Below are 13,447 nucleotides of genomic sequence, written 5' to 3'. Positions count from 1 at the left end.
GATGTGCTTACATAGTAGCAAGGGTGATACAGTCTGTCTAGATAGGTGTTAATGCAATACGACAGTTGATGTCGTCTATATTGTGATGATCAACTTTAATAATTAGAAAGCATTTTACTATAACGGTTAAGCAGTACTTTTCGCTTAAAGCTTTTTCAATAAACGTCTAATTAACAATCCTTAGCAAAAAAGCCCTTTCACTAATGCCATTGACTTGCTATCTTGCCTCGCCACTCTTGTATTGCCAAACACTTCTATTTTAAATAATTTTTGACTCCACTTTTGGCTAATCTTCTTATCGTATTAGGTCTTATGAAACACAACCTTAAGGCGAGCTCAGATGCTCGTCGGACTCAGTATTTTCAAGTATTCTTGATGGGCGTCAGCGCATTTATTATGAATACCACAGAATTTGTTCCCGTCGCCTTATTAAGCGACATTGCCCAAGACTTTTCTATTACTACAGCTGAGACTGGCTGGATGTTGACGCTGTATGCGTGGATCGTCGCTGCCATGTCATTGCCGCTGATGCTGCTGACCAGTCGCTTTGAGCGTAAAAGCTTGCTCTTAGGTCTGTTTGCAGTATTTATTGCCAGTCATGTATTATCCGTATTTGCATGGAGCTTTGATGTACTGCTCATTAGCCGCGTAGGGATTGCCCTATCGCATGCGATATTTTGGTCCATCACAGCCGCGATCGCCATACGCGTGGCACCTGAAGGCAAGAAAGCATTAGCACTTAGCGTACTTGCGACGGGTACCTCATTAGCGATGGTGCTGGGCGTACCGTTAGGGCGCTTGGTCGGTCAATGGTTTGGCTGGCGCGCGACATTTGGCGGTATTGGCGGTATTGCCTTTATCGTATTTGTGCTGCAAATGAGACTGTTGCCAACATTGCCGAGTATGTTTGAAGGCTCTTTTAGAAAAATTCCAGAACTACTGAAAAACCCCTTATTGGTCTGTTTGTATTTGCTCATCCTACTGGTCTTTACAGCGCACTATACTGCTTATTCTTATATCGAGCCTTTCATGCGTCAGGTCGGCTCAGTCAGCGAAAACTCGGCTACTTTTGTCCTACTCTTATTCGGTGTCGCAGGGATTGCAGGCAGTGTGATATTCAGTCGATGGGGTGATAGGTTCATTACCAGACTGATGCTGATATCGACGATACTGATGCTACTCTCTATGCTCGTATTGTTGTATGCCGTGACCTCTATATGGGCGCTTAGTCTAATTGCCTTACTATGGGGTGCTGCACTTATGCTGCTTATTATCTCTATGCAGGCCAAAGTGATTATGGTCGATGTCAACGCGCAAGACATGCTGATGTCGATGTTTTCAGGCATTATCAATTTAGGTATTGGTACGGGTGCGCTATTCGGCGGTTATGCGGTGACGCATCTCTCGATATCAAGCGTGGGCTATGTCGGGGCAGCTATCGCTGTTATGGCATTGCTACTCATGCTATTTATGATAAAACGCTTTCCTGAGTTAAGTAGAAGACTGGGTTAGCTAAAAGTCTGATATCAAAGAAAAGCAGTTAACATGCCAGCCACTTAAATGGGTTGGCATTTTTTATAGTATTGCTTGTAAAAATCATTTCAACAATCTAGTCAAATACTAATTGAACGAATGTTCAGGTAAAGTTATACTCATTTCTATTGGACATAATTATGCAACAGTTGATTAAAGACTGACATCAATAGCTAAGCAAGGAGCGAAAGCTATATGAATAAGATTCAAAACAGGGAAGTATTTTTCTTCGATCTAAATACAATTATTATAGGCATCATGAACTATCAAATTCTTCGACTTATCGGAGATTCGTGATGCATGATGAAATCATTCAACAAGAAGACCAAGGTAGCACTCCTCCTCTCAGACTAGGCGGGTTAAATTATGCTTGGATTGTAGCCGCTACAGGCTCTATAGCGATGTTCTGCGGCCTTGGATTAGGCCGATTTGCGTTTGGTATGTTGCTGCCGTCGATGTCGGCTTCTTTGGGATTAAATTACACTCAAAGCGGAATATTGGGATTCACTAACCTGATAGGATATCTGGTTGCGGTTCTCCTAAGTCCGCTCATTATACCTCGATTTGGTACTCGAATCACTTGTACTGCCAGCCTTCTCTTAATCGCCGTCTCTATGCTCGGTATGGCTTTTACCACAAGCTTCCCCCTACTCTGCGCACTTTACGTATTGACTGGTATTGGTAGCGGCGGCGTGGTCTTACCGATGATGAGCGTCATGTCGCATTGGTTTTTCCCTTCACATCGTGGGCTCGCCTTAGGACTCGTTATGGCTGGCCCTGGCTTTGGCATTATTCTATCGGGCTTCGTCGTACCAAAACTCTTACCTATCTCTGGTCTACTGTCTTGGCAGACGGGCTGGCTAATTTTTGCCGTTGTCAATATCGTGGTAGCTTGGCTTACTTTCACTTTGATTCGCAATCATCCAGACGATGTCAATCAAAATCCTTTTGGACGTGTACCTACCTCACCTGTAAAAAATAAGAAAAAGCTAGAACGTAGTAACGTCAAACTGCTGGTACATTTGGGTATCATTTTTGCCATTTATGGCGCCACTTATATGGTTTACGTGACCTTTATCGTCACTAGCATGGTTGGATCGTATCAACTGAGTGAAGCGACTGCGGGCGGTATTTGGGCGTGGATTGGTCTGCTTAGTGTCTTTTCAGGCATGTTGTTTGGCTGGATTTCTGACCATATTGGCAGACGCCTTGGGCTCGCGCTGGCTTTTTTCTTCCTTGCCATCGCTTATCTGCTGGTTGGATTGACTGATTGGACTTTAGGGCTTTACTTGTCAATCATCCTGTTTGGCTTAGTAGTTTGGAGCGTTCCTGTCATTATGGCGGCCTCCGCTGGCGATTATTTTGGACCTGCAGCGGCGGCAAGTGCACTTGCGGCGCTGACTTTTGCCTTTTCAGGCGGACAGGCTCTTGGGCCAGTGGCAGCAGGCTATCTCGCAGAAATCACGGGAGACTTTAGTATCAGTTATATGGTATCTGGCATCGCAGCCTTTATAGCGATTGGACTTGCCTTATTATTACGTCCACAAAAATCTGCTTAGTAAGCAATCTTTATATATTTAACTTTAGTGGCATGAACGACTACTCAAACTATACTTGAACGGTCGTTCATTTTTGTTTATAGTGGTTGTAAGACTAACACCTAAACCTTTCGAGCCGTCTAAGGATATCAACATGCTTAAGTTTTATTTTCACCAAACACCTAACCCTATGAAAGTGGCTCTTTATCTGATGGAGACGGGTTTATCGTACGAATTAATGCCAATAGATACCATGAAAGGTGAGCAACATACGCCTGAGTATCGCGCTATCAACCCGAATGGTAAAACGCCCGCTATCGAAGATGATGGCAAACGTGTCTTTGATTCGACGGCTATCTTGATGTACTTGGCTGAAAAGACAGGCAAGCTTGCAGGAAAGCCAGAAGACCGAGGTGAAATGCTCTCATGGCTGATGTTTATCGCGACTGGATTGGGCCCATTTTCTGGTCAATCAGTACACTTTAGACATAAAGCACCCGAAAAAATACCTTATGCGATCAATCGCTATCTTCGTGAGACCGAGCGTCATTATGAGGTGCTAGATAAGCATATGGAAGGCCGTGAATATCTGGTTGGTGACGACTACTCTATTGCTGATATCTCAGCTTGGGGCTGGGTTGATAAAGCAACGTTTGTATTGGGCGAAGAAGGGTTAGACAACTACCCTAACCTTAAACGTTGGTTTGCTCGTATAAACGCTCGTCCTGCCGTAGATAAGGCGCGCAATATTGCTAAAGACATTCAGTTCAAATCTGAATTTGATGACGCAGCTGCACGTGCTCTATATCCACAAAACTTTGCGAAAAATGCTGAATAGCCACAGACATAAAAATAGGAATAATTACAATGGAAAACCAATATGTACCCCCAAAAATTTGGACGCATGATGCAGAGAGTGGCGGTAAATGGGCCAGTGTGAATCGCCCCGTTTCAGGTGCTACCCATGAGAAAGATTTACCAGTGGGTGAGCATGCTTTGCAACTGTACTCAATGGGCGAGCCCATCCCAGATTCTGTGTAACTGCCATTTAGATTAAATGCTTACTGATACGGTCATCAAACATAATCATAAAGCGATTCAAAGCAGACGTCCAGTTACGAATCGGCATCGACCACTTTTTGGATGCCTGCTGAGTTGCTAAGTACACCACTTTAAATGCTGCCTGATCAGATGGGAACACCTTACGCTTATTCACCGCCGTCCGAATCACACTGTTTAGCGACTCTATCGCATTGGTGGTATAAATCACTTTTCTGATGTCTTTCGGATACTCAAAGAACACCGTTAAGCCCTCCCAGTTATTGCGCCAAGACTTGACCACGTGCGGGTAATCTTTGCCCCATACCTCATCAAAGTGTTCAAGGTTAGCCTCTGCTATCTCAAGCGTATCAGCGCCGTAGATAGCCTTTAGATCAGCCGCTACTGCCTTTTTATTTGTCCAAGGTACAAACTTCATCGAATAGCGCACCATGTGTACGATACACAGCTGAACCTGAGCGTTGGGATAAACGGTATTGATGGCATCAGGGAAGCCCTTTAAACCATCGACACAAGCGATTAAGATGTCTTGTACGCCGCGGTTTTGTAGTTCAGTGAGAACACCCAGCCAGAACTTAGCGCCTTCATTCTCTGAGAGCCACATACCAAGCAGCTCTTTTTTACCATCAAGCCCCACGCCTAGCGCCAGATAAATAGCCTTGTTGATAATCTGTTTATCTTGACGTACTTTAACGACAATGCAGTCTAGATAGACGATAGGATAGACACTGCTCAGCGGCCGGTTCTGCCAAGCGGTGATGTCCTCTAATATGTTATCGGTGACTCTTGAGACAAGAGAGCTTGAGATGTCGACATCGTAGAGCTCTTTGATACTCTCTACAATCTCGGTGGTGGTTTGACCCTTAGCGTAAAGGAATATGATCTTGTCATCAAGGCCTGAGATACGAGTTTGATGCTTGCGCACGAGTGTAGGTTCAAAAACGCCATCACGGTCTCTTGGGGTGGATATCTCAAGCTCGCCTGTGTCACTGCAGACGGTCTTTTTAGTGTGTCCGTTGCGCTTGTTTGGTTTATCTGCTTTCTCATGCTTAGGATAGCCGAGATGGTCTTCCATCTCAGCTTCAAGGGCAGTGTCGATAAAGGATTGCATGAGCTGCTTTTGAAAGTCTTTGATGTCATCGAAGCTATTCATGCTACCAGCCATTTGCTCGGCCAGTTTCTTAATGTCAGATTGGGTAGTCATTGCTTATTCTCCAGTTAGTGGATTATAAGCAGTTACACAGTTTTTAGGAAACTCCCCAATGGGCACGCCTAACGGTCAAAAAGTCACCATTATGCTAGAAGAGTTATTAGCACTGGGCAAAGACGCAGAATATGACGCCCATATGATTAATATTGGCGAAGGCGATCAGTTTTCATCAGGCTTTGTAGATATCAACCCTAACTCTAAAATCCCAGCTTTCGTTGATTACTCTGGCACTGAGCCTGAAACGGTATTTGAATCTGCTTCTATTTTAGTTTATCTTGCTGAAAAGTTTGGGGTCTTGTTACCTGAAAAAGGCAGCAAACGTACCCAAGTCTTTAACTGGTTATTTTGGTTACATGGTTCTGCCCCATACTTAGGTGGCGGTTTCGGGCATTTTTACGCTTATGCACCCGAAAAGTTTGAATATGCCATCAATCGCTTTACAATGGAAACTAAGCGCCAGTTGGATGTGCTCGATAAGCAATTGGCGAAAAATGAATTTATTGCCGGTGATGAGTATAGTATCGCTGATATTGCCACTTGGCCTTGGTATGGCAATTTGGTGTTGGGCAATCAGTATGAGGCAAAGGACTTTTTGCAGGTCGATGATTACACCCATGTGCAGCGCTGGGCAAAAGCTATCTTAGCGCGACCAGCCGTACAACGTGGCCGCATCGTTAACCGTACTCATGGTGAAGAATGGGAACAACTGGAAAACCGTCATAGTGCGGCAGATATCGATAAAGTGTTGGCACTAAAACCAGAGTAACTGGTTATCACCAATACAGGGCTTGCTAGGATAAGTTTTTTTGCAACATCGAGCGGCTAGCTACAGCACGCAAGAAAAAACTATCCTAACAGCACGTTATAATGGTTATGCTTTTGTTGTTTAGGATTAACGCTACCAATAATCTCTGCCAATAATATTAGTGTCACTTGGTTTTCCAGATTTTAAGACTATATTTTTAATAAGCTCATATCTTTAATAAGATACTAGCTTTTAAGGTGAAAATTATGAGTGCACAAGCGAAGTTTAATCGTGATGATGTCATCGAAAAAGCCAAAAACCTCTATTGGGAAAAGGGCTATCACGCTACCTCTATGAGAAATCTGCAAGATGTCGTCGATATGCGCCCCGGTAGTATCTATGCCGCTTTTGGTAATAAAGACAATTTGTTTAAAGAGGCATTAAATCGTTATGCGGAAGAAGGCGCTGCGAATCTTGCCAATAGTATTGCCCAAGAAGAAACAGTCCTTGCTGGCCTAAAACGTTTCATTCATAGCGTCACTGTTTGTAGCAAAGGCACCGCACCCAGCGGCATATGTATGGTGGTCAAAACCATCGGTGAGCTCACGCAAAACGATAGTCCAGAACTGCTTAATCACGCGACAAGCATTTTAGAACGTGTTGAAGCTTCTTTTGTTAAGACCTTTCAGCAAGCCATTAATAATGGTGAAATTAGCAGTGATAAAGACCCAGCTGAACTGGCCCGCTACTTTCAAATTCAAGTCATAGGCTTAAGAACTTATGCGCAAGTCAGCAATGATACGGATGCGGTAGAAAAATATATTGATGGTATATTCGAAGGTATTCTTTAAGAAGGTATTTTCTAATAAGATATCTACTAATCTTATTTAGCGTTTAGCATTCAAAGTATCACTTTCAATCAGCCCATCTACCAGATTGATAGTACGATCACAGGAAGCTGACAATCGTGGATCATGAGTGACCAAAAGCACACCACAATCGCGCTCACGATTGACCTTACGGAACAGCTCAAATACCTCAGCAGCCGTTACTGTATCCAAATTGCCAGTCGGTTCATCCGCTAATAGTAATGCAGGGTCAGTGATAAGCGCCCGAGCAATGGCCACTCGCTGCTGTTGACCACCCGAAAGCTCGTTCGGCTTAGTATCAGCAAACTTCTCAAGCCCAACCGCAGCCAGCAAGCCTCGTGCTTTTTGTATGGCGTATTTATCTGGTCGGCCTCGGGTCAACATCAGTGGCATGAGCACATTGTCTATCGCTGTAAACGCTTGAATTAGATGATGAAACTGAAACACAAAGCCAATGCTACTGCCACGCAGCGCGGTACGTCCAGCATCATCCATGCCACTGGTCGGCTGACCGAGTAGATAGAGCTCGCCACTGGTTGGCTTATCGAGCAGCCCAAGCACGTTTAGCAGGGTACTCTTACCAGAACCAGAAGGACCGATGAGCGCCGCAAAGTCGCTGTTATCGATGCGTAAGTCGATGCCATGTAGTACTTCTATCTCGTTAGGTTGGCCTATATTATAGGACTTGCGCAACGCCTCTAAGCGCAGCACTTCATGAGTGTCGTTAGACCTATTATCAGGCATAAAGTTATCAGGCATAGAAGTAGGCTCATTTTTGGACTCATTATTAGACATAGCGAATGGCCACCACCGGATCTAGTGCTGCTGCCCGCCGTGAAGGTATAGCAGCCGCTAATACGCCTGTGAGCGTTGCTAACAGCATTACCAACAACACTAGCTCTATAGACACGGTTATATAAAACAAACTTGGGCCAAAGGTATTAAACCCCCATATCAGTATATAACTGGCAGCACTGCCCAGTACCGATCCAAGCAAGCCAAATACAGCGCCTTGAATTAAGAATATTCGTAAGATTTGCTGACGGGTTGCGCCAGTGGCACGCAAAATCCCAATCTCTCTAGTGCGCTGTACGACACTAACAGATAGCACACTCGCAATACCAAAGGCGACCGAGATGGCCACAAAGACAATAATCATATTGGTAGATAAGCTTTGCGCAGAAAGTCCACTCATCAATTGTGCATTGGTCTTAATCCAGCTTTCAGCCTGCAATGAGGTCAAGCGCCCTACTTGTTCTGCGATATCTTCTGCCGCAAAGATATCTTCAACGGTCAAATCAATGACGGTGACCCCACCCGGCAGACTGAGTAATGACTGGGCTTGCTTTAGATCCAGATAAACATAACGAGCATCCAACTCGCGCACGCCCAGCTCAAATATACCTGCGACGTTGACCACGGTGTTGTCTTGTTGACCCGTATCGAGTCGCAGCTTACTACCTACTTGCACACCGAGATCTTTGGCAAGCTCACTGCCAATCATGACATTGTCAGCGCCGACACGTAATTGACCACTGATTAGGTAGTCTTCGAGTGGTATGATTTTTTGATAGCGTGCAAGCTCGGTTCCGACCAGCACTACCGACTCTAGTGCATCACCACGCCTGACAAAGGCTGGGCCTGATACTATTGGTGATACGGCATTCAGTATGGGTAATTGATCCAAGGTTTCGGTGATTTGCTGCCAGTTATTAATTGAGCGTAAGCGCTGCGGCCTTTTATCTTCTTGAATCAGCTGCACTGTACCTGTTTCTGATGGGGCTGGTGGCGCTACTTGATTGACTTCATCTGGTGATACCAAGCGAATATGTGACTGACTACCAAGGGTGCTGTCTATCAAATTGGCTTGCAACCCATGGATCAAAGCAGTAATAAATACGATCACCGCCACGCCGATGGCGACCCCTACCGTTATCATGAGCGACTGTACACGCCCCTCGCGTAAAAAACTGAGCGCAATGGTTGCGTCAATCCATAGTCGCCCGAGAAGGTTTTTCACTGTGAACTCACCGATGCTGCTTTCTGAGGAGCCTGCTCATCACCAACTAGACCCTCTCTACTGGACTCTCTGCTACTTAAAGCGCGACTGTTTGAATCGCTGGTATTTGCATCAGTGCTACTAACCGCAAACGGCATGTCTTTTGCTACAACTCGTACTCGCTCACCATTGGCTAAAGAGGAGGTTGCATCGACCATTACTTGGTCGCCTTCACTCAATCCTGCGACAATCTCTGACATGGCCAAACCACGTAAGCCTAAGGTTACCCTCTGGCGTTGAACTTTGCCGTCACGTAATAATAGTACGATTGCCTTGTCTGCTTGGACATTTGCTAAAGCATCATTGGCAATCACTAGCGCCTGCTCGCGGCGTCCTGTTTCGATGTTTACTGACACCGTCATGTCCTGACGCAAAAACTCAGGCACTGGATCAACGCTTAATCTCACCTCAACCGTGCCACGCTGCGGGTCAATGCCCGGTGCGATGAAGTTAATACGAACAGGAAAGGGACGCTCTGGATAAGCATCAGCAATGGCAATAGCATTTTGCTGTAGTGCCAACCGCGATAAGTTGCGCTCATCAAGCGGCACATGTATTTCTGTGCTGCCATCAAGTGCAATGGTGAATAAGGTACGCCCAGGCTGGACAAAATCGCCAGGCTCTACATCACGGGTCAATACCGTGCCTGATACCTCGCTACGTACTTCAGTTTTGTTGAGCTGAGCTTGCAGTGCAGCCAGACGCTCACGAAGTAGCGCTTCTTCGACTCCGCCAGCTGCTAGCGCCTGTGCCCTTAGACGTGCTGCCTCAAGATTAGTGCGGGCGACGTTTTCGGCCTGTACCGCCTGCTCCATTTCTTCAGCCGATATCGCTGAAATCGCTGCTAATTCGCGCCTGCGAGCGACGTCACGGCTGGCTTGTGCCAACTGTACTTTCGCTCTGTCTAATTCGACTAGCGCTTGTGGCCGCGTACTACTTGCCAGTGCTTGCAGCTCGGTTTGTGCTTGGCGTACCTGAGCCGCGATATCATCTGAACTTAGTACCAGCAATAAATCACCTTTGGCAACTCGATCACCCTCCTGTACCAAGCGCTCAAGTACCACGCCAGAGACCTCACTGCCCACTTGCGTGCGCGACACTGTCACTACTTGACCTGTCGCAACTACTGTCTGTACTAATGGCATAGATACAGCGGTATAGCTTTCTACTAGTGGCCCTTGCCACCAACGAAATACTGCAAAACCCACGGCTAGCATCAGTAGTATGATCACAAGCACAGATTTATAGCCTATAGCGCGCAATAGGTTTCTCCAGTTCACATTAACAGCAGGTATATCGCTAAAAACTTTAAAATAAGTACAGTGTTGACTTCACCATGATAGACGTCACTTGCAGTGTTGTAAATCAGGATTTTATATGTCTAGTCGGATTTGAGCACAGGCTTTCAACGTTAATCTTTTTGCTTACCTAACAGCTCCATACAACGCTGAATCACAGGCGCGTCAACCATTTCACCGTCTACTTTAAACACTGCTTGCCCACTGCGCTGATACTCCTCTACCACACGCTGAGCAAACTCAATCTCAGCAGCTATCGGCTTAAGCGCTTGCTGCATTATAGCCACTTGCTTAGGATGAATACAAAGCATCCCTGACATGCCCATCTGCGACCACAGCTGTACGCGAGCACTCAGGCCGTCGCTATCATTAAAATCAGGATAAACAGTGTCAATAGGCGGCGATAGTTGATTGATTTTTGAAGTAAGGATGAGTTGATAGCGAATTTGATTGGCCACGATATCCGCTGCTGGCGTCCCGACTTGCACTCGCAAATCATTGCATAAATCCAAGAACCCATAACTAAACGCGACCAGTCCTGACGCCTTGGCCATGGCATCGACTTGATACAAACCAATGGCGCTTTCTATCAACGCAATCACTGGCAAACCTGTACGCTGATAAAACTGTTCAATATCTATAGCTTGCTCAGCTTTAGACAGTATCACGCCTGCTAGGTTGGGCAGCTGCTGACAAAGCTGCACATCTTTGGCAAACTCATCACTCCCTGCTTTATTTATGCGCACCCAAACCGCTTGATAATCAGCACTATCATGATAATTTTTTAGACTGTCACGGGCTTTTGCCTTGTCTGCTTGCGCAACTGCATCTTCTAAATCAACAATCACGGTATCTGTGCCACTGGCAAAGGCTTTTGCGACCAGCTCTATTCTTGTAGCAGGCACAAACAGCCATGTCTTGTTATGAGCAATACTGGCTAAATTATTATTGATATTATTAATAGGTGCTTGCATGCGTACATCCTTCCTTAGACATAAATTCTACAATATGAGTAAATCAGCTTAGTGTCTTTTGACTCTAACAGACACTGAGCCTGAACAGAACAACCAAGCGTTAAAACTTTAAAGTAACCTTAAAATAACAGCTAATAAAAAACCAGACAACATAATGCTGCCTGGCTTCGATGATAACAATATGAATATAGCATAGATTTATTTAGTCATTAGCGCAAAACGTGTCTTTAAGATAAGAAACGCTATCTCTTAACTAACTAAACATCTGCTTTTTTACCCTCATCTGTGCGACTGATCGTCAAACCTGTAAAACCAAATATCAAGGTCAAAAACAGCGACAGGTAACAGAAGAAGGCATAAGGCAGATAGTCGAGCACGGGCACACCCAAAGCCTGACTGATAAACACCCCGCACACACTCCAGGGTACGAGCGGATTGATGACTGTACCCGCGTCTTCGATGGTACGTGATAGGTTTTTGGGGTGTAAGTTCAAGCGCTCAAATATCGGACGGAACGCCGTACCTGATAATAATAGACTTAAATACTGCTCGCCAATCAGTACGTTGATACTCAGCGCCGACATGGCAGCGGCAAATATAGCTCGCCCTGAAGTGGTTAGCTTATCTTTGATGCCTGATAATAAGGCTGGCAAGATTCCTAAGGCCGTCAATAGCCCACCAAGGCTGAGCGCCAATATCACAATTGCTTGGGTAAAGAACATACTTTGCACGCCGCCGCGCGAGAGCATACCGCCCACTTCCCCGAGATCTAATGATTCAGCGGGCGAATAGCCTGCAAAGAAGTAGCCACCCAACTGCCCAAAACTTGGCGAGCTATGCAAGTAGGTGACAACCAATGCCGCGATGATGGTACAGATAATGGTATAAATGGCATTGACTCGAAATACTGCCAGTCCTATCAGTACCACAAATGGCAATACGGCATAGCTATGTACCAAGCCACTTTCAATCAACTGGCCTTGCAAGACGGTCACTTGGCTTAGATCGCCACTGACCGTCTGTCCAGAGAAGAACCAAAATAGCATTACGGTCAGTATCCATGCTGGCACCGTGGTGTACATCATGTTGCGAATATGCTCAAACAAATCAATACCTACCACCGATGAAGCGATGGTACAGGTATCAGATAAGGGGGACATCTTATCACCGAAAAACGCGCCCGACACTATAGCGCCCGCCGCAATAGCGACGTTGGCATCAAAGGCATTACTCATACCAATGAAAGCCACGCCAAGCGTCGCTGCGGTGGTGAGACTACTGCCCAAGGCTATACCAATAATAGAGGTCAATATAAAGGCGGAGATATAATAGAATTCTGGCGATATCAGCTCAAAACCAAAATACATGAGTGTCGGTATGGCGCCAGACATCATCAAGGCGGCAACCATCAAACCAATAAAGAAGAACTAGATATATCGCACCAATACCGCTCATGACGCCTGATGCCATCTGTTCTTGCATATCATTGAAGCTCAGGCCTTTAAATAGACCGATAGCCAGTAACACACAAATAGCGAGTATTAATGATAAATGAGGTACCCAACCAAAGCCAATCATGGTAACGCCCATGATAGCGATGACAATGGTGGAAATCATAAAGGCCAGTTTAGGCGATATTTGAGTTAATATTTTTGGCGGCATCACACATCCTTAGGTTGCCAGTTGCATCTGGCGTTAGGGTTGGCTTTGAGTGGGGCAAGTTTAATGAGTTGCTATGATTATTGCTACCCTGATTACTTACCTAACAGGCTATCGGTCTTGGCAGCCATGACAAAGTCATTGCGATGCAGACCTTTAATACTGTGTGACCACCAAGTGACGGTGGCTTTGCCCCACTCGACCAAGATGCCTGGATGATGCCCTTCGGCTTCAGAGATGTCTGCAAGCTCATTGGCAAACGCCATCGCTGTGACGAAGTTTTTGAATTTATACTGGCGCTGTAATTGTTTGATGCCATCAACTTCAATCAGCGACCAATCTGGAATTTGCTTTAACAGCTCACGTGCCTCAGTATCGTCGACTGTTGGTGCGCCGACACGGCAGGCTTCGCAGCTAGATTGTGATAATGCAGTCATAATAAGTTCCTTTTATTTTAACTATTAAGTTTTTATAAAATCTACGTCCATGTTAACGCTGTTATC

General features: G+C 45.5%; 11 protein-coding genes and 2 pseudogenes. 6 read left to right on the top strand and 7 right to left on the bottom strand.

Going from position 1 to position 13,447, the window contains the following annotated elements; genetic code table 11:
- Positions 1 to 312 precede the first annotated feature (312 nt).
- The 4 genes from JMY01_RS04520 to JMY01_RS04505 all read left to right on the top strand — a co-directional run bounded on the left by JMY01_RS04520 (position 313) and on the right by JMY01_RS04505 (position 4,112).
- The gene (locus JMY01_RS04520; protein WP_201574428.1) at positions 313 to 1,512 is read left to right on the top strand and encodes a sugar transporter; all 1,200 of its coding nucleotides are present in this window, start codon (positions 313 to 315) and stop codon (positions 1,510 to 1,512) included.
- A gap of 317 nt (positions 1,513 to 1,829) precedes the next feature.
- The gene (locus JMY01_RS04515) at positions 1,830 to 3,092 is read left to right on the top strand and encodes an MFS transporter (protein ID WP_201574427.1); all 1,263 of its coding nucleotides are present in this window, start codon (positions 1,830 to 1,832) and stop codon (positions 3,090 to 3,092) included.
- A 133-nt stretch (positions 3,093 to 3,225) separates the two neighbouring features.
- Positions 3,226 to 3,909 carry a glutathione S-transferase family protein gene (locus tag JMY01_RS04510; protein ID WP_201574426.1) on the top strand — a complete coding sequence of 228 codons (684 nt, stop codon included), beginning with the start codon at positions 3,226 to 3,228 and terminating at the stop codon, positions 3,907 to 3,909.
- Between the two features lie 29 nt (positions 3,910 to 3,938).
- Positions 3,939 to 4,112, top strand: a complete 174-nt coding sequence (locus JMY01_RS04505) for a hypothetical protein (protein WP_265089839.1) — start codon at positions 3,939 to 3,941, stop codon at positions 4,110 to 4,112.
- A gap of 7 nt (positions 4,113 to 4,119) precedes the next feature.
- Here the strand turns inward: JMY01_RS04505 and JMY01_RS04500 are convergent, their stop codons facing one another.
- Entirely contained in the window at positions 4,120 to 5,334 is a 1,215-nt protein-coding gene (locus JMY01_RS04500; RefSeq protein WP_201574425.1) for an IS256 family transposase, read from the bottom strand.
- A 58-nt stretch (positions 5,335 to 5,392) separates the two neighbouring features.
- Here JMY01_RS04500 and yghU point away from each other — a divergent pair.
- A pseudogene (gene yghU / locus JMY01_RS04495) lies at positions 5,393 to 6,106 on the top strand (glutathione-dependent disulfide-bond oxidoreductase); the annotation flags it as partial.
- A 245-nt stretch (positions 6,107 to 6,351) separates the two neighbouring features.
- Complete coding sequence (locus tag JMY01_RS04490; RefSeq protein WP_201574424.1) at positions 6,352 to 6,936, top strand: TetR/AcrR family transcriptional regulator; 585 nt, start codon at positions 6,352 to 6,354, stop codon at positions 6,934 to 6,936.
- A 36-nt stretch (positions 6,937 to 6,972) separates the two neighbouring features.
- Here the strand turns inward: JMY01_RS04490 and JMY01_RS04485 are convergent, their stop codons facing one another.
- The 6 genes and pseudogenes from JMY01_RS04485 to JMY01_RS04460 all read right to left on the bottom strand — a co-directional run bounded on the left by JMY01_RS04485 (position 6,973) and on the right by JMY01_RS04460 (position 13,381).
- Positions 6,973 to 7,698, bottom strand: a complete 726-nt coding sequence (locus tag JMY01_RS04485; RefSeq protein ID WP_201577201.1) for an ABC transporter ATP-binding protein — start codon at positions 7,696 to 7,698, stop codon at positions 6,973 to 6,975.
- Positions 7,699 to 7,741: 43 nt separating this feature from the next.
- A complete protein-coding gene (locus JMY01_RS04480; RefSeq protein WP_201574422.1) occupies positions 7,742 to 8,974 on the bottom strand; it encodes an ABC transporter permease in 1,233 nt (410 codons plus the stop codon).
- Complete coding sequence (locus JMY01_RS04475; protein ID WP_201574420.1) at positions 8,971 to 10,275, bottom strand: efflux RND transporter periplasmic adaptor subunit; 1,305 nt, start codon at positions 10,273 to 10,275, stop codon at positions 8,971 to 8,973. Before JMY01_RS04475 ends, JMY01_RS04480 begins: the two co-directional genes overlap by 4 nt.
- 149 nt (positions 10,276 to 10,424) lie before the next feature.
- On the bottom strand, positions 10,425 to 11,285 hold the full coding sequence (locus JMY01_RS04470; RefSeq protein WP_201574418.1) for a CoA ester lyase: 861 nt from the start codon (positions 11,283 to 11,285) through the stop codon (positions 10,425 to 10,427).
- 257 nt (positions 11,286 to 11,542) lie between these two features.
- A pseudogene (nhaC, locus tag JMY01_RS04465) lies at positions 11,543 to 12,947 on the bottom strand (Na+/H+ antiporter NhaC).
- A 92-nt stretch (positions 12,948 to 13,039) separates the two neighbouring features.
- Positions 13,040 to 13,381 (bottom strand): 4a-hydroxytetrahydrobiopterin dehydratase, encoded by a 342-nt coding sequence (locus JMY01_RS04460; protein WP_201574416.1) that lies wholly within the window; start codon positions 13,379 to 13,381, stop codon positions 13,040 to 13,042.
- Positions 13,382 to 13,447: the final 66 nt, after the last annotated feature.

The organism is Psychrobacter sp. H8-1, from assembly GCF_904846575.1.
Classification (GTDB): Bacteria; Pseudomonadota; Gammaproteobacteria; order Pseudomonadales; family Moraxellaceae; genus Psychrobacter; species Psychrobacter fulvigenes.
The sequence above is the reverse complement of the archived record's forward strand: the minus strand, read 5'-3'. Positions and strand labels throughout refer to the sequence as shown.